The following is a 26,036-nucleotide window of genomic DNA, read 5'->3' as shown; positions in this document are numbered from 1 at the left end:
ATTGAAATTAATACACTATTTTTCATTCTTAATTTTTAATGTAACATTATAAAATACTAAGAAAGATAAATATGCACTTACTGAACCCGTAAAGAAAACTATTAAGATAATAAATCTTGTTAATGAAAAATAATAAAGCGATGTATTAATGATTAATATTAATACAAACAACAGTGGACGCCCGACCGTAAGATAAATAGCATTTTTGATTAACTCCCTATTTTTCATGTAGTAGTGTGCACCCAAAGAAAAATAATTAATTGTCATGACAATTAATAGAATTCCGATTAGAAAAAATATAATCATGAGTAAATCATTTTTGTTTAGGAAAAAGTAAAAATCAGCCAGCCAAACAAGCCAAATAAAGGTTAAGATAAAACCAGATGGTAAATTGTTTTTATAAAAAGAAATCATATGAGAAAGATAACTTTTATTAGCTGATTGGTCTTTTTTCACCACCCAGTCTCGAACACATGCAAACAAGGCATATGTATTCGGGATAAATAATAAAGCAAACAGAATAACCATTGGAATACCAAATAATATAGCTGTACCCATTAAATCACGATTAATGAAAATTAATACAGCCAGAGCAAATATCGGAATATTAAATAGCATCCACAAAAGGTTTACAATCGAAAATTTTGAGATCCAATTTATTAAATGATAGATTTTTGCTACAAAACCGCCGTAAACCAATTTGTTCACCCACATTTCTTAATTACTCATTTTGTTCTTTACTCTTGAGCTTTCCTTGATCTCAATCACTCACGCAGAATGTTTTTAATCCCGGTAGCCGCTTTTATCCCGTCACTATACTCTATACACTACACATTAATAAGCTGAGGCACCTAAATTGAAAGTATGACCTTCTAAAAAGTCAACATGATCTTTATATGATAATCTTTCTCCCTTGTCATTCAATAAATATTCATAAATTACAGCATTGGGTGCAGGGTCCATTGTATTTCGATCAATAATCCCTTTAAGTTCCCCCGTTGAAGCGCCGTGTCCAAAAACAACAACCGAGGTATTTGTGCCAAAATATTTGGTGATTTCTTGTTGATAGAATCTCGCTACCCTCTGTTCTACATTCTCTCTATTCTCAGGCCAATTTGGCCACCATTTTCCATCCTGATAGTCACTATTAAAACTCGCATATTCAAATTCTCGCTCTATATCTTCTGTTTTTTCCCAATCGTAGTCTCTATAATCAAACGCCTGATCATGAAAAAATTCACACATTTCGGGTGCTAACTGTATATTCAGCTTTTTTTGAGTAGCTAATGGATAAGCAGTTTGAATCACCCGTCTTAAAGGACTACTATAAATGGCATCTACAGGGATATTTTTAAAAAACGTACTAATATATTCAGCTTGTTTGTTGCCGAATTCTGACAATCCACAATTAGGGGTTTTTCCTTCTCCTATATTCAATAAAGACTGTGCATGTCTTATAACATAAAGTTTCATTTTACTTTACCTCCATATCGATTATTGTAATCTCTTCACAACACTATTTAACCGCACCATCACTTACACCTTTGATAATTTGTTTTTGGGCAAAGGCATAAAAGATAACTATTGGTATAATGGTCAAGGTTAATCCTGCCATAGCAAGATTCCACTGGATGGTAAATTCGCCAAAGAAATAAAATGTAGATAGTGGAATTGTCCGCAAACCTCTATCTGTAAGCGCGAGCGAAGGTAATAAATAATCATTCCAAATACTTATTACATTTAAAATGATAACAGTCATTGTGATAGGCTTCAGCATTGGAAAAACAATTCTCCAGAATATACCGAACTTAGAACACCCATCTATGGTTGCTGCCTCTTCTAAAGACAAAGGAATGGATTTTACAAAACCATGATACAGAAATACGGCCATACCTGAATTAAATCCTATGTGCATAAAGATTAATCCCCCATGAGTGTTTAACATCGGTATATTTAGAGTATTCCTAATCAAATCCATAAATTGAATCAAAGGCATCATCAACGTTTGGAATGGAATAAGCATGGTTGCGATAAACGACATGAAAATAATCTTACTGATTTTGTTATCTGTTCGAGCAAGCATCCATGCTGTCATAGAAGCTAAAATAACAATAAAGAAAACAGATATTATTGTGATAAACAAGGAATTTTTAAATGCATTAAAGAAATTCATTCTATTCATCGCTTCAATATAATATTGAAAACTAAATTCTTGTGGAAAAGCTAGTACATTATCATAGAGTTCTTGTCTATTCTTAAATGAGTTAACTAACATGATATAAATGGGTGATAAAAACACCAGACCCATTGATACAAGTAAAACTTCCTTTATCCATTTGTACATTACATCTCCACCTCTTTCTTTTTGGTCATATATACCTGAGTCAACGTTACAATGGCAATAAGTACAAAAAAGACAATGGCTTTTGCTTGACCGTAACCGTAGTTACCATAACCAAAAATCTCATTATATATATTCATAGCGAATAATTCAGTAGAGTTAATAGGACCTCCACCCGTTAACGATAAATTCACATCATATATTTTGAAAGAAAAAGATAAAGTTAAAAATATACAAATAGTAAAGGCTGGCATTAATAATGGAATCATTATATTTTTTATTCTTTGCCAAAAACCAGCACCATCAATTTTAGCTGCTTCAATAATTTCATCAGGTATCCCTTGAATACCAGCAATATAAATGATCATCATATATCCCGCCATTTGCCAGGCAAATACGACTACCATAGCATAAAGAGCAAATTCACGATCTAATAACCAATTGAAGAAAATACGATCAGAACCTGTTATTTCTGCTAATAATGAGAAAACATCTGAAAAAATAAACTGCCATATATAACCCAAAATTAAACCACCAATTAAATTCGGCATGAACAATAGCGAGCGAGTCATATTTGCAGTTTTTAGTTTTGATGTTACAAGTAGAGCGAAACCTAACCCAAGAATATTAACAGAAAACAAAGCCAAAAATGTAAATTTAATCGTAATCCACGCAGAATCAAGAAAACGTTGATCATGAAATAACCTGATAAAATTATCAAAGCCAACAAATACTTTTGGATTAGCAGCAACGCCATCCCATTGGAAAAATGAATAGATAAAACCCACGAAAAAAGGTATAATGACTACTGTTACAAAAGTGATTAACAGTGGTACGGTAAATACCGAAAACCATAGATTTTTTTTGATTTTTTGCACCTTTATCCCTACTTTGCTTTTATAGTCTAAGAGTTCGTACTATACTTTAAGTAATATTTATAAGATATGGACATGCTACTAATATAAGTGTAGCAAGTCCATATCTTTTATCTTCAATATCCAGTTCAGCTTTTATTCAACTCGACTTTGCCACGCTTCATCAAGTCCCTCAATCAAGTTAACATCATCAATTAAGAAATATTCCTCTGCCACTGGGAAGAAGTCATTTGGCACAAGATTAGTTGGATACATTCTAAATGACCATGGAATCGTGTCACCGCTGCTAGATGCTTCAAAGATTTCTTGAGATAAAGGATCTAAATGCCCATCTACATCTACATTTGTTTGAGCTGGTATAAAGCCAAATTCTTCTACGTTATATCTTTTTCCTGTTTCACTAGTAAATAACCACTCTAAAAAGTCATTTCCAGCTTCAATTTCAGCCTCATCTTTGTTTGCATTAATTGCCCAATAAGTTCCTACTCCAACAGCTAATTTGTCATTACCTTTAAGCGGGAATGGCATCATGCCTATTTCAAAATCTAAATCATAATCTTCAAACATCCCATATGCCCAATTCCCTTGATGTATCATAGCAGTTTGACCTGTGGCAAAATTCCCAATTTGATCATCATAAGATACTTCTAATGGGTTAGGGTTATATTCTTTTATTGCAGCCATAAACTGTTCAAATTCTTGAAATTCTTCAACTTCTGCCATTGTCACTTCACCATTATTTAGGCTTTCCATGAAAGCAACATCATCTTCTTGTAATGCAAAAGGATAATTACTAATATGACCAATTAGAAAGTTTGCTTCTCTGGCAAGCTGAAGTCCATTAATACCTTCACTTTCAAATTGCTCTAAAGTATTCACAAAGGAATCCAAATCAGTAATGTCTTCAGGGTCAACTAAATCTTTGTTGTATACTAATCCAAATCCTTCAACACCAAAAGGAGCACCAATAATTTTTCCATCTAACTCCATTTCCATATCTGGTGAAAAGTATTGAATGTAATCCTCATTGCTCATATCATACATATATGACTCTATTGCTTGAGCTCTATTAAGGTCTGAAACATTAAAGATAGTTGGACCTTGATTACTATTCAAACGAACTTGTAATTGCTGAAAATAGTCATCTCCAGTGGTACCCCAAACTTCTACTTCAATACCCGTCTCTTCTTCATATTCAACAGCTAAATTTTCTAATTGTTCTGAAATTTCAACTTTACTTTGAAATATAGTTATCTTCTCTACAGGTGATTCATCAGCCTCTTCCCCTTCGCTCTCGTCACTATTGTCTCCTCCACAAGCAACTAAGGTAACTACAAATATAATAGATAATAAAAACAAACAAATTTTACGGAAATTCATTATAAATCCTCCTTATTAATATATTGAAATGTTAAATAAAGTACTTATAAAAGCTAGTCCTACATAATCTATTAGTGTTTTAGCTATTTTTAGCCTATAACCCCTCTCTTATGAAAATAAGACATCTCCTTTTTCACACTTGAATGATTGAGAATAACAAGTTCATAGCAACAGCTGAATACATCCAAAGGAAAAAGTGATCACAACTTATCAACTTACAAATAACCTAACGAGATAAAACTTAGAGTTATTTCCCAATAGATAACAAAAAACGTATTTCAGCAACTTCTTTATTTAGCATGCTAGCCATACCTCAATATGACTGAGTCCAGCTTTCCTTAAACTACTTGAAAAGCTTTGCTTACACTATCAAAGAATACAAGCTTTTAACAAGGTTAATATAGGCCATGATCAAATCACTTTTCAATTCGATAAGTACCTAGACACTCACTCCCCACTCTATAAAGGAAGGGAACTTCTGCTAAATAAATAAAAAATACTTGTTACCCCAAACCATTCTCCCCCTAAAAAACAAGCAAATATTACACTTTCTTTTTTTGAAAAGCTTTTCAAATTATTATAATAATTAAATCCTTAGTTTTAAGGATTTGCTATTATTATCAACTATAGTTACATAGAATGACATTTTTAATTTTTGAAAACCTTTTCATGAATTATTATAACAAGTGAAAAGATGTATTTCAATAAAAAATTATATTTATTTCTCTATTTTTTCATTTCTTTAACAGAATCTCGTTCTATAATTTTATGATTTAAGTAAATTCGCTTTTCCTTTAATTCTCCTTTACTTAGTATTTCTTCTAGCTTTCGAACGGCAACAGCTCCAATATTAAACATTGGTTGAGAAACAGTTGTTAATTTGGGAATACTCATCATTGCAATTTTCGTATTATCAAAGCCTAATACAGAAACATCTAAAGGTACAGAAATATTTTTTTCATTTAAATATGAAATAGCTCCTAATGCCATTTCATCACTCGCAGCAAATACTGCTGTTAACTCAGGGTTTTTTATGTATAATCTTTTCATTGCCTCATACCCATCTTCAAATTGAAAGGTACCAAATTCAATTTGCCTATCTGAATAATTGATATCCAATTTCTCCTTAATGGCTTGTCTAAAACCAATAAGTCTCGGAATACCTGCTACTGAATCAGTGGATGGGCCGCTAATAAATCCAATATTCGAATGGCCCTTATTTAACAAGTACATTGTCCCTTCATAACTAGCTTGTTCATCATTTATTTTTACAGAAGGTAAATTATAATCTAACGATTCAGTCGATGCAAGAACGACTGGAAGTCTTAATTGGTCAAACATGTCATATAAATCTTTATTAACAGGATCACTAGTAAAAACAATCCCATCAACTTGCTTTTCTTTTAAAACTTTTAAGTACTGATACATTCGTTCCCTACTTCTATCTGTATTACAAATAATTAAGCTGTTTCCTAATTCATGAGCGGCGTCTTCCATTCCTCTAATCATTTCGGCAGAAAATAAATTAGATACATCTGGAATCAAAACACCAATAGAGTGTGTACGTTTATAGATTAACCCTCTTGCTAATGCGTTTGGATAGTACTTGAGGTCTTTAATGGCTTGCTGAACTTTTTTCCGTTTGTCAGTTCGAACACTATTCGGAGAATTAAGCACTCTAGAGACCGTACTTAAGGATACCCCTGCCATTTCAGCAACATCTTTCATTGTAGCTTTCGTATTATCCATCGATTTAACCCCCTCTCATTTACAACCAACCCAAAATATGAAAAGCTTTTCACATAATTATAACAGATTTTTCTTGATTGAAAAAGTTTTAACCCTATACACTTAGGTCTATCACCCAAGTCTAGGTGTCTATTTTGTTCAATCTCTACTTGATTACCTGATACTGAACACATCTATTAAGTTACCTTCTAAATAAAGTATCTCAGAAACAACGGATGCTTCTGAGATACTTTATCACAGATAACTTGTATTCCTATTACATCATGAATTGATAAACTGCTCCGATAATGCCTGCTTTATTTAAATAATAACAAGGTTTTATTTCTGGTAATACGACAGCAGACATATCACGATGACCATTTTTAATAGCACGAACTCGGTCTATTAGCGTTGACATAAATACTTGATCACTACTAATCGCACCACCAATTAAAATGACTTCTGGGTCAAATGCAGTTGCCATATTAAATATACCAATTGCTAATCGATCATAAAAATCTTCTATCACACGTAACGCCAAGGTATTTCCTTGCTCTGCCTGCTTGAATACTTCTATACCGCTTAGCTGATCCGACTGATCAGATTGGTTTATACCATTATATTTATCTACAACTCCACACCCCACAGAGCCAGTTAAACTTAATGTTGACAATCGAGTGTCACCATTTTGAATTGGATCAACTAACATAAAACCAAATTCACCTGCTGTAGCATGAGCACCCCTAAACAGCCGATCATTTATAATGATTCCACCACCAATTCCTGTTCCAACTACGACTGTTAAACTACTACTATAATCTTTCCCTGCTCCCTGCCATTTTTCAGCCAAGGCCGCACAGTTTGCATCGTTTTCCACTGCTACTTCTAAACCTAGTCGCTCACTCAAAATTTTCTTAAGATTAATCCCGTAAAACGCCATAATGGATCCGCCTGTCATCATATACCCGTCATCACGAATAATACCTGGACAGCTAACACCTACACCTGTTATTTGATAGTTTTTTTGATAGTTTATTACGATTTCAACTAATCTATCAATGATTTCATTTCGTCTCGTGACGGTTACAATTTGGTTATCATCATGCAATTTCCCTGTTTCATCCACAAGACCATATTTAATATATGTCCCACCTATATCAATTCCTACATAATATCTCATCTCTATATCCCCTTAATCGAACTCTATAACAACAGTTTTAGCACTTTTGGCTGCTAGAGTTACATCAACAGCAATTTGATTAACTTGTTGAAGTCTGACCGCAGTGTCCGTCTCACTATCATTGAATAAAACGATAGCCAATGATTGATCTTCATTTTGGAAAACAACATTTTTAATTGTTTCATGATCAGAAGACCAAACCCTGCGTGCACCTGGACGCACATACTTGCTAAAGTGAGCTAATCCATAATAATCAAGTGTATACTCGTATGCTTTTGTTGATTGATTTATTTTTAATAAACCACGACACGTACTGTTACCAAATCCAGGAACAGTTGGTCCATTATGCTCATCTAAAGCCATATTCCATAATATAAATGATTTAGAGTGATTCCGCATAATGGCAATTCCTGTTCGCATTAAATTTGAAAAGGCAGGTTCAAATTCTGGAATCCATTCCCCGCCAGAACCCTCAGTAAAATGGACCTCCTTGTCTGGATATGCCTGTTGAACACGACTCTGACTGATCGGACGCCCACCATACCAATGCCAAGCAACACCATCAAAACTATCATAAGCATGGTCAAGGATGTCAAAGCCATAATCAACCCGATCCCAATTATGATCATAGCCTAGTATTTTTGTTTCAATTCTTTCTTTTTCAAAAGTTGGTTTTAAGTAATCTTTAACAAAGGTCACTGCTTCATGTGCTAACAATTCCATCCCTGGATAATGAGGCGGTTCAAAAAGCGGCTCATTCTGGGGTGTAACTGCATAGATTGGGAGACCTTCTTCAGCATAAGCCTGAATGAATCTAGCAAAGTATTGTGCATAGGTTCCATAATACTCTTCTAAAAGTTTGCCCGTCACCATCTTTCCGTTATTCTTCATCCAACCAGGTGCACTCCATGGTGAGGCAAATAGTTTTAAATCAGGGTTCAATTGTAGTGCCCATTTTGTAAGTGGTAAGATGCTTTCTCGATCATGGTCAATCGAAAAGTCTTTTAATTCTGGATCAAATTGTCCTTCCAATTGATCATCATAACTATAAATAAAGCGGGCATAATCTGAAGCGCCCATTGGGTTCCGGACAGTTGATAATCCAATGCCATCCTTGGGGTCAAAGAGTTTTGTCATCACATCTGCTTTAGCAGAATCATCTAGCACTTTATCAATTAGAAATGCGGCTGAATCAGTAAATGATGCACCGAACCCATCAATTTCCTGATATTTCTGATCAGTATTTATCTCAATTCTCTCGATTGGATCAACAATCGGTTCACTTTTTGTCTTAGTAAATAAAACTTCTGAATTTGTCGATTCAAATTCATGAATTCTCATCTGTCTCCTCCTTATCCGATAATAGGTTAAAGCGAATAAATGGTCTTATAAATAATTTAGTGTTCATAAATATGGGTATACTACATCCCAAGACAAACCATAAAAAGATTAACTTTGGCAAGAAAATAGGAACAAGTAGCATAGAAATCGACATTAGAAATGCTAAAGCCGTTATACCTGTATATTTAAGTACAATTCCAAAGCTTAATGCCATAATTCGTTTCACTGATTGCACGCCCGTTGCTAATACAGGGTAAAACATTTGACCTGTCAGGATGACAACAGCTAGTAAGATCAATAATGGGAATTGGAATATTCCAATAGGTACAAATCCTATCACCAAAGCTAATATGGCAATCATCAATGTGTGAATAAATAATAATAATGAACTTTTCAACCATAGTTCTTTAAATTTAAGTAAGTAAGTGTGAGGAATAGAGCGATCTACTCGCTCTATTTCCTCAAATTGAACAGCATAGGCGGCCGACAGGGCAGTGCCAATCGTTACAATAGGTAACATTGTCATGATCATAAGACCGCTAAGAACCATCAAATCAAAGAGTCGTGCTAAAGCAGCATAGACACCGCCATTAAGACTAAATATTTTTTGCATGTCGACCACCTCAAATGTTTAATTTAAGCCTAGTAATTCTTGATTTTCCGCTATCTTTTGATTTCGAATTTCGACAATTTCATCCCATCCATTTTGATCTAAGAATGTTCGATAAGCATCTAGTGCTTCATCAAAAGCTTGATCTGAATTTGCACGAATCAGACTAACCAACGTTGTTTCCCAACTTGTGTCAATTGCTGATAAATTACGTGCTTCTGGAGTTCCTTGATCTGGATTTGTATTTTCTAAGACAAATTGAGGGTATAATTTCCCTTCTCCCCATTCTCTTAATTGAGTTAAGGCAGGTGTTGCATTTTTCTCACTCTCTAGCAATAAATACTTGTCATGCCCGAAGAAAATAAATTCACTTAAGCGATATTCCTCTTTAAACTGATCAGGATTACTATCTTTCATTTCTTGTACTTCTGGTAATAATTCAATTTGACCATCAGCGTCGTATTGGAATGTCTCACCTTCGATACCATAGGTGGTTAACATACCGCCATACTCACTTTGCAAATAAGTAAAAATTTGCATTGCTTTTGCTGGGTCTGAAGCTGATTGACTGATGTAATTAATCATCCAACCAGATACACCACTTTGATTCAATTTTGGCTCTTCACCGACTGTACTTTGCGGTCCATCAATTGCGATATACTGAGCATCTGGATTTTCTGAATACCATGCTTGTAAGAAACCACCCATTTGTGCAGTACCTTCAGCCATAATAGTTGCATATTGACCAGATTTAACTTTTTCTTCAAATGCTGTTCCATCATCAGCAAAACTATCATCACTTATATTGCCATCACTACGTACTTCACGTAAGGTACGAAGCCAAGTTAAATAATCCTCATCTAAATTACGATCATAAAACTCGCCATCATCTGTTGTAATTGGCACACCTAGAAAGTCTTGGAATGCCCCTCCTAATGATCCTGTTCCTTCCTCAAGTGCGTTAAAGCCAAACGGAATGACGTCTGGGTAATTTTCGTTAATAGACTGCATTGCTGATCTAAATTCTTCTGGTGTCCCAAGGCTTGGTTCACCAATGGCTTCATAGATATCCTTACGAATTAAAAACGCTGTTCCAGCAGGAATCATATCATTATCATAATCTTCACTTGAATTAGAATAGTTTGGATAACCATATGTTTTACCATCATCTAGTTGGAACCAATTCATCGTATCCTCAGCTGCTACTTGATACCAATGCGGATCATATTGATCAGCTAAATCATTTAATGAATAAGCCCATGAATCAGCTTGTTCTGCAACCTGTGAATTAGCATCAAAAATGGTTACTATATCAGCCATATCCTCACTAGCAAACATTGTATTTAAATTTGTATCGTCCCCTTTAATAAAGTTAATTTTTACATTTAAATCTTTCTCCATTTGTTGTGTGACTGTATCGTTCCCCCAGTCATCATTCCACCAATCGGCATTCACATACCATGTCAATTCGGTTGTCTCTTCTCGTTGATCCAATTCCCATGCGGGTGTATCTGGATCTAATTCATAAGCTAAATCGCTATCATCACCAGCATCAGAACCGGCGCTTGCTCCATCATCATTACCCCCACAAGCGGCTAAAATTAAAATTAATCCAATCAATAAAACGGTTATATTAAAGAACTTTTTACTCATCATTTTCTCCCTCTCATTTAAATTAATATTATTCTTTAACTGCTCCCACAAGCATGCCTGCAATAAAATGTTTCTGTAGTAAAGGATAGATAATTAAGATTGGCACCGTTGTTACGACTATTGTTGCGAGCTGCACCCCCTTCGTCGTACTTTCAACAACTGCACTCCCGATATGTTGCATGCCTTGTGTTTGCGATTGAACAATAATTTCATAAAGCTTCATTTGTAATGGATACAATGCTTTATCCGTAATGTAGAGTCTTGCTGTCATAAAATCATTCCATTGAGCAACCCCATTAAAAAGGGCAATGGTTGCAAGCGCAGGTTTAGAAAGTGGTAAGAATATTTGTAAAAACACTCGCCAATAACCCGCCCCGTCAATTTTTGCCGATTCCTCTAATGAAACTGGAACAGCACGGAAAAAGTTCATTAAGATAATCACATCATAATAGCTTAATAGTGCCGGAATAATATAGACCCAAAAGCTATTCAATAAACCGAGTGACCGAATCAACAAATAGGTTGGAATCATCCCACCCGAGAAGAACATGGTAATAATGCCCATCGTTGAATATAACTTTCTTCCTTTTAAATCAGCCTTACTCATTCCATAAGCCATCATCGCACAGAAGAATACGTGTGTGACAACACCAATTACGGTCTTAGCTGCCGAAATAAGAAATGCATTTAGAATTGCACTATCTCTAAAGACAGATCGATAATTTTCAAATGACCATTCATCAGGCCAGAAAATAAAATTTCCTCTCGCTAAAGCACTTCCAGATGCAAAAGATGAAACAACAACATTCCATAAAGGAACAACGATGATAATCGTAAATAAAACCATGATCACTATATTAATCGCATCAAAAATCCGACTATCTAAATCCTTTTTCATAACTTTTCGATTCATATCTTTTACCTCCTAAAGAACAGACGTGTTGTCATTTAGACGTTTAATTATCATGTTAGATGTAACCAGAAGTATTACGGAGACAATCGAAACACCTAGACCGACTGCTGTCGCATATGAAAAATCACCTTGAGTCATCCCCATCCGGTACACATATGAATCAATAACCTCAGCACGCGCCTGGTTTTGTGGATTCATTAATACAAGGGTTTGATCTAAATTTGAACCTAATAATCCACTAATAGTTAAAATAAGATTTAGACTAATAATATGTTTCATCATCGGGACAGTAATTTTTGTTATTTGCTTTATTCGAGACGCCCCATCAATTTTAGCTGCTTCATAGTAACTTGGGTCTATCTTTGAGATCGTTGCTAAATAAAGAATCGTTCCCCATCCGGCACTTTTCCACACATCAGATAAAACCGCTATCCACCAATAGTTTTGAGCACTAAGCAGGTAATTTTGATTACTAATCGTAAATCCAAGTCCAGCTAAAATTGAATTCAGTAAGCCTGTTGTTGATAACCAACTGATCAACATCCCACCTAGAACTATCCAAGACAAGAAATGCGGCATATAGGAAATCGTTTGAACTATTCGCTTAAATGGACCTTGGCGTAATTCAAAGATTAGTACAGCTAGAATAATCGGAACAATAAAACCAATCCCTAATTTTAAAAAGCTAATTCCTAATGTATTAACGATAGATTCCCAGAAAAAACGATCATTGAGAATGATTCGGAAATTATCAAGTCCTACCCAGGGGGCTGTATCAAAATTATCAATAACGGTATATTGTCTAAAGGCAATGGTTAGACCATAGATCGGAATAAAATTAAAGATAATCATAAATATGATACCTGGCCAAACCATTGATTGTAATTCCCACTGTCGGAAAAAATCCTTCCACCAGTTTTTTATTCTTTTACCTAGAGGGGGTTTAGCCACACGCTTTTTCTTTTTATTTGAATCGACTCCTGCTGTTGCCAATTTCATTTGTTCCTCCAACAAAATCATTCCTTTCTATCTCTTATCATTCGTCTCTATTCGAAAGTTCTGTACCATTGCTCTCAATTACACGCTGATACCAGCCAAATGACTTTTTCTTTGATCTTGCTAAGGTTCCATTACCTTGGTTGTCCTTATCAACATAGATAAACCCATATCGTTTCTCCATTTCACCCGTTCCAAAGCTTATGATATCGATCACTCCCCACGGTGTGTACCCAATTAAATCAACACCATCTTCAACTACAGCTAGTTGCATTTGTTCTATGTGCTTTGTTAAATATTCAATTCGATAATCATCAACAACTTTTCCATTTTCATCCTGTTTATCATAAGCACCAAACCCATTCTCTACAATAAATAATGGGATATTATAACGCTGATAAACCGTATTTAACACATAGCGTAAGCCTATCGGATCAATCTGCCACCCCCAATCACTTGCCTTAACATGTGGATTGCGGACCATCTTGGCCTCTGGGAAATCTGGGATAGGATCTCCTTTGATATTAGGCTGTGTCGTAACCGCTGCTGACATATAATAGCTGAAACCGATGTAATCAACTGTCCCTTCTTTCAATACTTGTAAATCTGCTTCTGTATACTCAATGTTAAATCCCTTCTCCTTCCATGCTGCTAACGCATAGGCAGGAATTTCACCACGAACATGTATATCACTGTATAAAAATCGTCGCTCCATCACTTTAACCGATGCCATCATATCAGCAGGATGACTTCCATAAGGATAAACGGGGACATAAGCCATCATACATCCTATTTGGAAATCAGGATTGATCTCTTTACCTAATTTGACAACTTTTGCACTCGCTATTAATTCATATAGACTAGCTTGCGTGATCACTTCTTCTTTGTTTTCTTCATCCTTACAAAGTACAGCTGAATTTGTCCATGTATGAAGATCATGCTGTCCATCAGCTTGATTATTAATTTCATTGAAAGTCATCCAATACTTCACTTTATTTCGATAGCGTCTCATGACCGTTTCTGCATAATGCGTGAAGAAATCAATTAATTTCTTATTTCTAAAGCCGCCATATTCTTGATAAAGATGATATGGAATTTCAAAGTGAGATAGCGTAATAATGGGCTCAATATTATTAGCTAATAACTCATCAAAAAGTTGATCATAGAAGGCTAATCCTTCTTCATTAGGCTCCTTTTTATCACCATTCGGGAAAATCCTAGTCCAATTAATAGATGTTCGAAAAGCCTTTAGACCAAGTTCTTTAAATAATTTTATATCTTCTTTATATCGATGATAAAAGTCAATCGCCTCATGATTAGGATAATAGTGACCTGGTAATATACCCTCCGTAATTTCTCGAGCCTTGCTATTACTTCCACCTGTCATGACATCGGCAATACTTAGACCTTTACCATCCACGTTATATGCACCTTCGATTTGATGGGCTGCAACTGCTCCTCCCCACATAAAATCGTTCGGAAATCCTTTTGTTAACATAAAACCCCTCCATACTGTTCAATAATTCAGTTCAATCACTATTCATGTTTCAATGACTGAGACTGAAGATACATACTTAATTAGTGAATCCGCTTTCATTTTGAATATTAAATATTTGTTATCGTTAACATTTTGGACAAAAGAAAAATTCAACTTATGAACTTAATCAATTAAGACGTTGAATCGATTCGCCAGCTTCTAAAGTAGGCAAAATCATCTTGATTGGCAACTCATACATTTCATCATTTATTTTTTTGACCACAATTTCACCAAGCTCCTTACCAATTTCAAAAATAGGTTGCTTAACTGTTGTAATGGAAGGGGTCGATATTTTCTCAACTCCCATACCATCAAAACCCAAAATCGATAGTTCATTAGGAACGTTTATTCCTAAATCCTTCGCTGCATGTAATGTACCAACAGCAAGTGCATCAGCTGCACAAGCAATAGCTGTAAATTCAAAAGGTTTCGCTAGGAAACACTTGGCTTCTTCATAAGCTGTATGAATATAGTTTTCTGAATAAAATAATTGATCGAGCTTAACATCTTTATCAATTGATGTAATGCTTTCCTTATATCCAGTAAATCGTTCATTAGCGATTCTTTCATTCTCTTTTTCAGATAGGTTAAAAAAGGCTATATCTCGATGGCCATATTCAATAAGATGATCAACCCCTATTTTGAAACCATTGACATTATCAACATCAATATGTGGGGCTTGTAAAAAATCACTATGTCCGAAAACGACAACTTGTTTATTACTAAATTTTAAATAGTTCTCAACATTATAGTGGTCTTCCTTCGTTAAGCCAGTAATAATTACACCATCACTATAACGATGTGCATCAAAATCCCTGATCAAAAGCATTGACAATTGATGTTGACTTAGTGCTTCTGATACACCTGCAATAATTAACATCACATAATTTGAATTAATATCTATATGTTTCGGTATATAGAGTTCAACAATATTTGTCTTTCCTTTAACAAGTGCTTTGGCAATCGGATTTGTAGAGTAATTTAGTACCGCCATTGCCTTCTCTATCTTCTCACGTGTCTTTTCACTCACCTTTTCAGGTGTATTAATCGCTCTTGATACAGTCATCATTGATACATTAGCAAGTTTTGCAACTTCTTTTAAATTACTCATTGGCTACAACTCCAAATTGTATTTATATTCAAATGATAGCGTATAACATTTTTGCAGTCAATAGTTTTTTTAATATAATTTGTTTTTTTGAATATCCTGCTAATAATAACGCTATATTAAGCCGTTTTTTTAACTAAGTATATATTAGCACCTTAGCTATTTATAATTATTCATTTTAACGTTAACATTTATAATGTGCTTTATTAGCCAAAAATGTGCAAGTCATAACTAAGACTCCATCAATTCATTTCTTCAAGTTCCCGATTTGTTACATCATACCTTTGAATAACAGGCTCGGAGAAATTTGTATTGAGAAACTGGACTAACGGACCTATCGCCAAAGTAATGACCAAGGTACCAATCCCAACCACAGCTCCAAAGAAAAAGCCGATAACGACCGCAGTCGCATCTACTAATACTCTTGCCTTACTAAAAGATATACGTTCTTTAGTTAATTTTATGATCATTAATGGTAAACCATCGTAAGGAGCTACCCCTAATCGTGCTGAAATATAAAGTGACAGGCCTGATCCAGCCGCTAAAATTCCCACCAAAAGCAATAGGATTCTAATGATCATCGACAATTGGCCAACTGCAAAAAAGTCATATATATATAATACAAAATCAGCAGTAAATCCAACAATCGTCATATTGATTAATGTTCCAAAGCCAATTAAATCTCTGCCATAAAAAAGAACAATAAAAAAGAGCGCGATATTAAACAATAATTGATATACCCCAAAAGAAAGACCTAGTGTTGAGCTAATGCCGATATTCATTGTTGCAAATGGGTCTGTGCCTAAATCACCAATAATAAATATTCCAATAGATGTACCTAATAATAAATTACCTAATATCATCATGAGGATTCTAAGGCGTAATTGATTCATACTTCATTTCCCTTCTGATATTCAGTACCACTGAATAAAATGTTTTTCAAACGACTTTCCATTCTTTATTCTATGCTTATCTTAGCATAAATAATGAAAAACATGCTAAGCTTTTGGCCAGCATGTTTTGATCACACTTTTTTAATAGAGCAATTACGTGGTCAGATATTTACAGTATCTTATACCACTCACAAATTCGAAAACATGCTTGATAAACAAAGTATTAATTCTAATTATCGAAAATTTAATCTTTTATTAGAGGGGAACTGGAATGTATTAAGCATATACTACTTCCTGATTAAAGAGGAAAAAGTATTTGATGGCTATTATGTCATTATAACCAGTAAATTCCCAAAATCTAATGAATGTATCATTGAAATATAAAGAGATCTTTGGAAAATAGAAAGATCATTACGAAAAAGTGATTTGAAAAGTTAATCGATATATCTATACATATCGGGGACCATTTTCTTACTTTTTCGTATCACTATTATTACAAGTACTGGACCATTACCTGAACAGAAAACACTCAATTACAGCAATAATAGAAGATAGGAAAAAGTTATTATCTACCATACCAAGGGGACTTTTATCCTCTTTATCACTTTGACGAAGGACTTGTCGACATCAAAATAGAATTCGATTTAGATTTTTAGAAAAAATACATGTCTTTAGAAAATTCAATTGATATTTGATTTTCCCTCTTATTTTTTGTTAGTATTCTATTGATCATAATTTCACAATATTAGAATAAGAAGAGTCTTGTATTACAGCAAAAATAAGTTTGATATTTTATGAGTCTGGCATTTTTATTTTCAACAATGTTTACCCTTAATATAATAAAATTTCAGTCGCTAAGTGAAGTGTAAGATGAGAGTGATTCATTATATTTTCTGTTAGAGGAATAGATCTTGTTAATTTAAAAAAGAACACTCTTGAACAAATTGATTTATTGAGTCCCGACCCAAAAAAATTTATACTACTTATGAATTGGAGTTTAAAAATGTGAAAAGAGATGAACTTATTGAAAGTGTTTTAGAAGGTTTTGATGAGCAGTTTAGAGAAATTACAACGCAGGATAATAGTATTTATATTTCTAATCGTGTTGTAGAGAAGTTAAATTAGGTCAACAACAATACCTTAAAAAAGGCAATTTATTTCTTAATCTAAGAAATGTAAAGATTGCATCTTTCATTCTTTTGTGTAACATTGAAATGAATCATATATACGAATAAAGTTCTCAAGTTTTTTAAAGAGAGGAGCTAGATGTGTGATAAAAATTAACCGTGTGTTGAATAATAATGCAATTATTATCAAAGATAAAGGGATAGAAAAAATTCTGATCGGATCAGGCATTGCTTTTCAAAAAGGAAAAAATGATTTAGTTGACCAAAACAAAATTGAGAAAATATTTGTACTGGAAAAAGAGAATGAGAAATTTAAAGAACTTCTATTAACTTTACCTGAAGAACACATCATGCTTAGTGAAGAAATTATCAGTTATGCTGAGGACACATTAGGAGTTCAATTAAATAATCATATTCATATCTCTTTAACAGATCACTTGTCATTTGCCTTGGAAAGAATGGAAAAAGGAATTATCATGAAAAATAAATTATTAAATGAAATTAGATTGCTTTATAAGCAAGAATTTGAAATAGGTTTATGGGCTGTTGACCTCGTTCAAAAAAGAACAGGTATCCATTTTCCGATTGACGAGGCTGCATATTTAGCAATTCATATACACACTGCTAAAATAAAAAATAGTACTGATCCTGAAAAGGCAGCAGAAAAAGCTCGGATTGTACAGGATATGATCACTATTATATCCAGTGAACTAAATATTGAAATAGATAAAGAAAGTATTTCTTATCAGAGGCTGGTTACTCATTTAGATTTTTCAATTAACCGAAAGGGAAGTCAACAACTTGATGATGAAATGTTTGAGATGATTAAAAACAAATACCATAGGGCTTTTAACTGCGCTGAAAAGGTAGCAGCTTTTACAGAATCAGAACATAATTTTCATTTTTCTGAATCCGATTTAGGATATGTTGCTTTACATCTACAAAGATTAATTCATGAGAATAGTTGACACAGAATATAAAAACGTTTACTATGATGACTAATACTTCAATTTCTCAAGTATGTTATCTTAATTAAATATGAGGTTTGTTACTGTTAAATCAGGCAAGGCCTATCTATCACTTCAAAATCAAGGGGTGGAGATAGGTCTTTTTTATGTCCTAAATAATGGAGGGGGATAGATGGATGCTCAAAAATTAATAGTGGAAATTCAAGCTAATGTAGGTGGTAAAGAAAATATTAATAATGTAGTAGTCAATGCTTCACGTTTAGAAGTTCACGTGAAAGACAAGACACTTATTAAAGAAACAATCCTTAAACAAAACAAAGCTATCTATGCAATTTCGAAAAATGAATATGGGATAGATTTACTTATTGGCAACAAACTTGCAAAAGAGTTGGAAGCCATTTATGAACAAATGAATGTAGATACAAATAATTATCTTTTAAGGAGGATCGAAATGGGTAAACATGCAAAGTTAGCAAAATATATCATTGATCATATAGGTGGTAAAGAAAACGTAGAGAGAGTAGCTCATTGCATGACCAGGTTACGATTTAATATTTATGATTCGAATAAAGTTAATGAATCCGAATTATTAAATCATAATGAAATTATTACAGCCCAACAATCTGGCGGTCAATATCAAGTAGTCATTGGTACGCATGTTGAAGATGTTTATGAAGAGATTATAGAACAATTAGGAACAGAGAAACAAGGGAACAGTGCAGAACCAGAAGGTGAAGGGAAAAGTATGTTAAACCGTTTCATTGAAGTAATAACTAAGATTATAACACCAACACTGGGAATATTGATAGGTACTGCTTTGATCTTAGGACTGCATTCTTTGTTGGGTTCATTAGGTATCATAGAAGAAGGAGACGGAGCTTATATTATTTTAAATGCAATGGGAAATGCATTATTTACATTTTTCCCTATTGTTCTTGGCTATACGAGTGCGAAAGCATTTCAATCGGATGGATTTATAGGCATGATGGTAGGTGCTTCTTTAGTTTTTCCGAATATTTTAACTGACTTAACAACTGGTGAACCATTGTATTTTCTTTTTTTCGAGACTTTTTTAGAAACACCTATTTATAATACTTTCTTTGGTATCCCAATTATTTTTCCTGAATTCGGTTATGAGTCAACAGTTATTCCAGTCATATTAGCTATGTTCTTTATTTCTAAATTAGAACGAATATTGAGGAAAAGAATCCCTAAAAATATGGGCTTTACATTTGTTCCATTTATTACTTTACTTATAGGTGTTCCGATTACTATTCTTGTCATTGGACCGATTGCTAACTTCGCAAGCATGGGAATCTCTTCAGGTATTGGTTTCTTATATAATGCGTCTCCAGTTATAACTGCATTATTTGTCGGCTTTTTCTATACACCACTTGTAATTTTAGGATTACACTGGCCGATGGTGACTATTGGAATAAACAATTTAGCTACACAGGGATTTGATCCATTAATGCCAATGATTTACACAATACCATTTGCTCAACTAGCTGTCGTATTAGCAGTTTATCTTAGAACGAAAATGAAAAAGACAAAATCTTTATGTGTGCCAGCAATGATTTCTACTTTATTTGCTATCATTGAACCGGCCATTTATGGTATCACCCTTCCAGTTAAAAAAAGAATTCTAATTTGCTGTATAGGAAGTGCAATTGGTGCAGTCATTATTGCTTTATTCTCTGTGAATAACTTTGCACCAACGATAGGTTTATTTGGAATTGTTGGCTTTATCAATCCGGCTAACGGAGATATGTTTGGATTATATATCGCTGCAATTGCATCATTAGCAACTATTGTAGTTTGTTTCATACTTGCATATGTTACTTTTAATGAGCCGACTGGTAAAGATAATATTGTCGAAGAAAAATTAACAAACTAAATGTAATTTCTCAATTAATTAATAAAAGCTTTTTAAAGCCATTGAGGAGGAATGGATAATGAGTAAAGCTACAAATTTGTTTCAACGAATAAAAGGAGTAATTATTGGTGGAGCCATTGGGGATGCAATGGGGATGCCTACAGAATTATGGACGCAGCATATGATAAACCAGAAATTTGAAAATGGTGTTCAAAAATTAATTGGATCAATGAATAACCCTAATTTAACAGCTCGAGATATGCAGGCTGGAGAAATAACAGATGATACAATTAATACATTATTAATCATCGATACAATCACAACTTCTAAAGGGAATCTCAATGTAGATCAATATATTGAAAAGCTAACAGAGTGGAATGAGAATTCTGAACTCTCTGCATATGTTTCTGGCCCAAGTACACTTAAAGCTTTAGAACAAATTAAAAAAGGTGTTCCAATTGACGAAACAGGTAGGTTCGGTACTACTAATGGAGCTTCAATGAAGATTGCACCAGTAGGAATTATCTCAGATTATAAAAATATGAACCAGTTGATTGAAAATGTACACCAAATTTGCTTGCCTACTCATAATACCGGTATAGCAATTGCTGGAGCAAGTGCAGTTGCTGCAATTATAAGTTATGTTACTGAAGGTGGTAACGATTTAAATACTCTCTGGGAGATTGCTGATGAAACAGTTGATATCGGATTAAGAAAAGGTTATGATTTGCCAGGGCCTTCTTTGAAATATCGTATAGATTGCGCAAAACAAATTGTAGAAAATAATAACTTATCAGAAGCTCAAAAGAAATTATATAATCAAATTGGCACTGGGGTGGAGACAATTGAAACCATTCCATCGGTATTAGCTGTTGTAACGATGGCAAAAGGGAGACCAATGGAAGCAGCAAGAATCAGTGCTTCTTTAGGAGGAGACACAGACACAATTGGTGCTATCAGCGCAGCAATTTGTGGAGGTATGAATCAAGAGTTTGATCAATTAGCTGTTGAACAAATTGAAAAAGTAAACAATCTTGATTTTAACGATATTGCAGAGAAAATATTGCGATATAGTCCTTACTATAGTAAATAAGTTAAAGTTAATAGAATATTTGATAAAATGGTTGCTCCTTCATAGAAATATGGATAGAAGCAACCATTTTATAAAATAGGTGTTTATCACTCCTCTTCACCGTTTTTCACAAAAATATAATCTTTTCTTCTTTGAAATAATGAATGTTTAACGATAAATTTTGTCCTACACACACTAAAGGGTCTAATAAAATAGCGGTATATCTTTTTGATATCGATTTAGCTTTTGGGTAAACCGCATTGTTGTTAAATGCGGCCTTGTAATGGCACTTCCAACCACAACCGCATGTGCACCTAAATAAATGCTTTCTAAAGCTTCTTCCGGCGTATGAATCTTACCTTCCATTAACACTAGCGCTCGATCACCCACTACTTTTACAATGCGAGCAAGCATTTTGAAGTCTGGCGTCTCTGTCGATACCGCATTTGGATCAAAACGATATAAAGTGGGGGCAACCAAATCCGCACCTGCTTCTAACGCTAACTTAGCATCGTGATCATTGCGAATATCTGCTAATACAAGGCAATCAGGGAATTTTTCCTTAATTATTGAGATTAATTCGTAGGCCTTGCTACCTTGTCTATTTAACCGATCCGTACCATCTAAAGCCACGATATCTGCTCCCGATTCAATAACAGCCTGAACTGCCTCTAATGTTGGTGTGATAAATACTGAGGAAGCCTCATGATGTTGTTTCCACAAACCAATAATCGGTATATCCGTAAGGGCTCTAACCTTTTTAATATTCTCCGGTTGGTCAATTCGCAAACCAACAGCCCCACCCCAAATGGCCGATTGCGCCATTTTCTCAATAATACCAGGAAGATACAAGGGGTCATCCTTTTTGGCTTGACAAGATACAATTAATCCTTCTTTTATTTGTTCAATAATTCTCTTTTGATCTGTATTCCAATTTTGCAAATCATTCACCAACCCTCAATTAAATTTAAATAAGAGATAAGGGCGATAAGCAATGGTTTATCACCCTTCAAATTAACATTACACTCTTAATTTATAGTTAACCCAGCACTTAAATTACGTTACTCGCCTACTTTTAGAAAGTCATCTGGATTTTTCGAACTTGGATTATAATTCTCTTTTTTATTTACTTTCCAACCTTCTTGAACATGGAAATGACCATTTAATATCGGGTCATTTGTTTCTTCCTGATGTTTCAATAATTTTTCCCTTAACTCATTAGCCATTGACCGATAAGCCGGATCAGCAATGACATTATTAGTTTCACTTGGATCATACAATAAGTCATACAGAGCTTCTTCCGGCTTTTTAACAGCTTCTAAATCATTTTCTTGATAATACTCTTTACTTAATGAGTTATCAATGTTCGTTCGATTTACTTTTAAATAACTTTTATCATAGTACTTGATATATTTATATCGTTTAGTACGTACACTTCTTGCAGGCTCATATGCAGTATGGTAGTTAATTTCTGAAAATACTTCTTCTCTTTCTTCACCTGTTCGATCATCTTCAAAGAAATAAGCAAATGATTCGCCTTGTAGATAGGATGGTTTCTCAAGTTCAAGTAAGTCGCACAAAGTTGGAAAAATATCCACCTGTGACACTAAACCTTCCACTTCTTCCCCATTCACATCACTATCCGGCACTCTCATAATTAAGGATACGCCGATACCTGCATCAAATAAAGTACATTTACTAAAAGGAAACGCAATACCATGATCCGTTGTAAAAATAATAATGGAATTATCATAATATCCCGCTTCTTTTATTGCATTTATAACCACCTTGAATGATTCATCGAACCAAGTAGCTGATTTTAGGTAGCCCGCATAATCTTCTCGAATCGGTCGCTCAGGAGCTAAAGGAGCAGGAGGAATCACATATTTCGGGTCAATCTCCGCCTTATTCTCATGTCCTTCTTGCGGAAACTTGCGGTGTGTAGAAAATAAGCCATATGATAGAAAAAATGGTTGATCATCTTGATAATCTTCCAACCATTCTTTTACTTTCCAAGCATTTTCATAATCCCATTTCACTAATTCTTCTTCTGATAAACCAGTGTTATCCGCACTAATATCCTGTTTATAACCAATTATTTTAGCACCTTGTTCATGATCAGTATAAATTCCCGCCTCATGTTGAATACCACATAAGGCCGTGTTAAAATCATTTCTATTTAAAAAATTTACTAAGTGTTGATTATAATCATGTAATTTAAAGCCACGCTGAGATAGACCATACATTCCGTTACTATGCGGGTACATACCTGTTAGAAGGCCAGCTCGACTTGGAGAACAGGTCGGCCCCACACAATAAGCTTTTCGAAAAATAGTTGCATCCTCTGTAAACAATTGCAAGGACTCCGTTGGAACATCATAACCATAGGGGCTTAAAACCTTCCCACTATCATGTGTATGAATATAAATAACATTCTTTCTCATACGTTTACATCCTTTCCATAAATACAAGGAAAGAAAAGCTCTGATTAAACATATTTGGAGCTTTTCCCTCTTTTATTATTATTGCTTTAAATGTTCGATATTTTTCTCATCAATGTACTCATCAATATCATTCCGAATGGTGTTGACTCTCGGACCATAAATAACCTGAATAGCTTTTCCCCTGACAACTGTATTCATTGCACCTGTTTGCTTTAATTGATCTGCATTAATTTGATCCGGTTTTTTTACTGATACTCTTAGTCGTGTTGCACAATTATCTAGATCCGTAATGTTGTCAAATCCACCTAGGCCTGCAATGATATCTTTTGCTTGTCCCGATTCATATTTACTTTCTGCTGTCTTTTCCTCTTCTGTAATTTCTTCATCGTCACGCCCAGGCGTTTTCGCATTTAATTTCAATATTAGCGTTTTAAAAACAAAATAATAAACAATTAAAACTGGGATCGATAGAAGAATAATCCAGAGGTAATTCGTTTTAGCATTCCCTTGAAAAACGCCAAATAGTAAAAATTCAACGAGACCAGCAGAAAATGTTGAACCAATGGTAATATTAAATAGGCTGGCTAAGACGAAACTACATGCAAACAATACGGCTTCCGCAATAAACAAAATTGGTGAAGCAAACAATAGCGCAAAAGAAATAGGTTCAGTTACACCCGTAATAAATGCTGTTAATCCAATGGATATTAAGAAACCAGAAGTAGCTTTTCGTTTCGGTCCTGCAGGAATGGTTCGATACATAGCTAAAACAATACCAATCATACCTGCCATCATGTGAAAATAACGACCACTATTAAATAAAGCTATGTTGCCAAAAAATTGTGTGGTATTTGGATCTGAAAGTTGTGCTAAAAAGATATTTTGAAAGCCTTCGTAAACTACCCCGCCGACCTCTAATGTCCCACCAGCAGCTGTTGTCCAAAAGGGAAGATAAAATACATGATGCAATCCAAAAAGGTATAACGTTCTCAGCATTAAACCATATAAAAAGGCTCCTAAAGTACCTAAGCCCGTTGCAAATTCACCAAAGGTGGAGATAGCGTTTCCAATGAACGGCCAAATAACAAACATAACAGCACCAACAATTAAGAAAACAAAAGTATTCAATATTGGAACAAATCTTGATCCGCCAAAAAACGCTAAAAATTCAGGCAATTTTATATTATAAAATCGGTTATGAACTAATCCAGTAATAATTCCCGCTAAAATCCCACCAAATACACCCATTTGTAATGTCATAATTCCAAATTGCTGCCCCTGCCCAACTAAACGAGGATCCATATCCGCTGTAGCTAATTGACCAGTAATGTCGAGTAGTGCATTAATGGTAATAATCAATACAAAATAGCCAACAATACTCGCTAAACCAGCTGATCCTTTTTCTCGTCGTGCTAACCCAACGGCAATACCTATAGCAAATATCAATGGTAATGTATCAAAAACACCGGATCCCGCAGCATTCATAATTGTCAATATGGATTGGAGAAATGAATTATCCAAAATTGGGTATGCCTCCAAAACAGCTTCACCTGTTAACGCTGCTGAAATACCTAGTAATAACCCTGCTACCGGTAATATCGCTACGGGTAACAAAATCGCTTTACCCAATCTTTGACCAAATTCAACAAGCTTCTCTTTCATGTAAATCCCTCTCTTCTAATTTAATTTTAACGACCTAACAACATTTTGTGATATTACTTTAAAGTTAACATCTTTTTAACAAGTTGTAAATACATTTTATTTTTTGAATATTAAATTTATTTAATGAAAACCGTTAATTATATGTTATTTATATATAAAATTGTATTATCGTTTTTTGTGATCTTACAGTATATTAATGTTTCCATTTGAATTAAAATAATACATAATCCGATCAACTAAATAAGGCCCATTAGCCCCTTTCGTTCAGAATTGGATTGATCACTATTATGGACAACATTAAAAAATGCCATATTTTTAATGATTATGGCATA

22 protein-coding genes are annotated in these 26,036 nt (G+C 34.2%); 4 read left to right on the top strand and 18 right to left on the bottom strand.

Annotated features, from left to right (window positions below):
- Positions 1-15 precede the first annotated feature (15 nt).
- The 15 genes from ACS127_RS06585 to ACS127_RS06515 all read right to left on the bottom strand — a co-directional run bounded on the left by ACS127_RS06585 (position 16) and on the right by ACS127_RS06515 (position 16,555).
- Positions 16-618 carry a hypothetical protein gene (locus ACS127_RS06585; RefSeq protein WP_440897626.1) on the bottom strand — a complete coding sequence of 201 codons (603 nt, stop codon included), beginning with the start codon at positions 616-618 and terminating at the stop codon, positions 16-18.
- Positions 619-834: 216 nt separating this feature from the next.
- Complete coding sequence (locus ACS127_RS06580; protein ID WP_440897625.1) at positions 835-1,473, bottom strand: histidine phosphatase family protein; 639 nt, start codon at positions 1,471-1,473, stop codon at positions 835-837.
- A gap of 43 nt (positions 1,474-1,516) precedes the next feature.
- Positions 1,517-2,344 (bottom strand): carbohydrate ABC transporter permease, encoded by an 828-nt coding sequence (locus tag ACS127_RS06575; protein WP_440897624.1) that lies wholly within the window; start codon positions 2,342-2,344, stop codon positions 1,517-1,519.
- Positions 2,344-3,219 carry a carbohydrate ABC transporter permease gene (locus ACS127_RS06570; protein ID WP_440897623.1) on the bottom strand — a complete coding sequence of 292 codons (876 nt, stop codon included), beginning with the start codon at positions 3,217-3,219 and terminating at the stop codon, positions 2,344-2,346. Before ACS127_RS06570 ends, ACS127_RS06575 begins: the two co-directional genes overlap by 1 nt.
- 132 nt (positions 3,220-3,351) lie before the next feature.
- A complete protein-coding gene (locus tag ACS127_RS06565) occupies positions 3,352-4,596 on the bottom strand; it encodes an ABC transporter substrate-binding protein (RefSeq protein ID WP_440897622.1) in 1,245 nt (414 codons plus the stop codon).
- 726 nt (positions 4,597-5,322) lie between these two features.
- A complete protein-coding gene (locus ACS127_RS06560; protein ID WP_440897621.1) occupies positions 5,323-6,345 on the bottom strand; it encodes a LacI family DNA-binding transcriptional regulator in 1,023 nt (340 codons plus the stop codon).
- 256 nt (positions 6,346-6,601) lie between these two features.
- Complete coding sequence (locus ACS127_RS06555; RefSeq protein WP_440897620.1) at positions 6,602-7,504, bottom strand: ROK family protein; 903 nt, start codon at positions 7,502-7,504, stop codon at positions 6,602-6,604.
- A gap of 12 nt (positions 7,505-7,516) precedes the next feature.
- Entirely contained in the window at positions 7,517-8,845 is a 1,329-nt protein-coding gene (locus tag ACS127_RS06550) for a glycoside hydrolase family 30 protein (RefSeq protein ID WP_440897619.1), read from the bottom strand.
- Complete coding sequence (locus ACS127_RS06545; protein WP_440897618.1) at positions 8,832-9,458, bottom strand: DUF624 domain-containing protein; 627 nt, start codon at positions 9,456-9,458, stop codon at positions 8,832-8,834. Before ACS127_RS06545 ends, ACS127_RS06550 begins: the two co-directional genes overlap by 14 nt.
- Positions 9,459-9,476: 18 nt before the next feature.
- The gene (locus ACS127_RS06540) at positions 9,477-11,108 is read right to left on the bottom strand and encodes a sugar ABC transporter substrate-binding protein (RefSeq protein ID WP_440897617.1); all 1,632 of its coding nucleotides are present in this window, start codon (positions 11,106-11,108) and stop codon (positions 9,477-9,479) included.
- 28 nt (positions 11,109-11,136) lie between these two features.
- A complete protein-coding gene (locus ACS127_RS06535; RefSeq protein ID WP_440897616.1) occupies positions 11,137-12,021 on the bottom strand; it encodes a carbohydrate ABC transporter permease in 885 nt (294 codons plus the stop codon).
- 12 nt (positions 12,022-12,033) lie between these two features.
- The gene (locus ACS127_RS06530; RefSeq protein WP_440897615.1) at positions 12,034-13,020 is read right to left on the bottom strand and encodes an ABC transporter permease; all 987 of its coding nucleotides are present in this window, start codon (positions 13,018-13,020) and stop codon (positions 12,034-12,036) included.
- Positions 13,021-13,057: 37 nt separating this feature from the next.
- Positions 13,058-14,515 carry a 6-phospho-beta-glucosidase gene (locus ACS127_RS06525; RefSeq protein ID WP_440897614.1) on the bottom strand — a complete coding sequence of 486 codons (1,458 nt, stop codon included), beginning with the start codon at positions 14,513-14,515 and terminating at the stop codon, positions 13,058-13,060.
- 166 nt (positions 14,516-14,681) lie between these two features.
- Positions 14,682-15,665, bottom strand: a complete 984-nt coding sequence (locus tag ACS127_RS06520; protein WP_440897613.1) for a LacI family DNA-binding transcriptional regulator — start codon at positions 15,663-15,665, stop codon at positions 14,682-14,684.
- A 239-nt stretch (positions 15,666-15,904) separates the two neighbouring features.
- Entirely contained in the window at positions 15,905-16,555 is a 651-nt protein-coding gene (locus ACS127_RS06515) for a YczE/YyaS/YitT family protein (protein ID WP_440897612.1), read from the bottom strand.
- Positions 16,556-16,648: 93 nt separating this feature from the next.
- Here ACS127_RS06515 and ACS127_RS06510 point away from each other — a divergent pair, with 93 nt between their 5' ends.
- The 4 genes from ACS127_RS06510 (at position 16,649) to ACS127_RS06495 (ending at position 21,619) form a co-directional block, all read left to right on the top strand.
- Entirely contained in the window at positions 16,649-16,939 is a 291-nt protein-coding gene (locus ACS127_RS06510) for a hypothetical protein (RefSeq protein WP_440897611.1), read from the top strand.
- Positions 16,940-17,828: 889 nt separating this feature from the next.
- Positions 17,829-18,650 (top strand): PRD domain-containing protein, encoded by an 822-nt coding sequence (locus ACS127_RS06505; RefSeq protein WP_440898093.1) that lies wholly within the window; start codon positions 17,829-17,831, stop codon positions 18,648-18,650.
- A 172-nt stretch (positions 18,651-18,822) separates the two neighbouring features.
- Positions 18,823-20,547 carry a PTS transporter subunit EIIC gene (locus tag ACS127_RS06500; RefSeq protein WP_440897610.1) on the top strand — a complete coding sequence of 575 codons (1,725 nt, stop codon included), beginning with the start codon at positions 18,823-18,825 and terminating at the stop codon, positions 20,545-20,547.
- A gap of 58 nt (positions 20,548-20,605) precedes the next feature.
- Positions 20,606-21,619 (top strand): ADP-ribosylglycohydrolase family protein, encoded by a 1,014-nt coding sequence (locus tag ACS127_RS06495; RefSeq protein ID WP_440897609.1) that lies wholly within the window; start codon positions 20,606-20,608, stop codon positions 21,617-21,619.
- A 183-nt stretch (positions 21,620-21,802) separates the two neighbouring features.
- Here the strand turns inward: ACS127_RS06495 and ACS127_RS06490 are convergent, their stop codons facing one another.
- The 3 genes from ACS127_RS06490 to ACS127_RS06480 form a co-directional block, all read right to left on the bottom strand.
- Positions 21,803-22,549 (bottom strand): N-acetylmannosamine-6-phosphate 2-epimerase, encoded by a 747-nt coding sequence (locus ACS127_RS06490; RefSeq protein ID WP_440897608.1) that lies wholly within the window; start codon positions 22,547-22,549, stop codon positions 21,803-21,805.
- Positions 22,550-22,659: 110 nt separating this feature from the next.
- Positions 22,660-24,042, bottom strand: a complete 1,383-nt coding sequence (locus tag ACS127_RS06485; RefSeq protein ID WP_440897607.1) for a sulfatase family protein — start codon at positions 24,040-24,042, stop codon at positions 22,660-22,662.
- 78 nt (positions 24,043-24,120) lie between these two features.
- Positions 24,121-25,704 carry a PTS transporter subunit EIIC gene (locus tag ACS127_RS06480; protein ID WP_440897606.1) on the bottom strand — a complete coding sequence of 528 codons (1,584 nt, stop codon included), beginning with the start codon at positions 25,702-25,704 and terminating at the stop codon, positions 24,121-24,123.
- Positions 25,705-26,036 lie beyond the last annotated feature (332 nt).

The organism is Amphibacillus sp. Q70 (genome assembly GCF_052055485.1).
Lineage (GTDB): Bacteria > Bacillota > Bacilli > Bacillales > Amphibacillaceae > Amphibacillus.
Note: the sequence above shows the minus strand (reverse complement) of the source record. Positions and strands in the feature narration are given on the sequence as shown.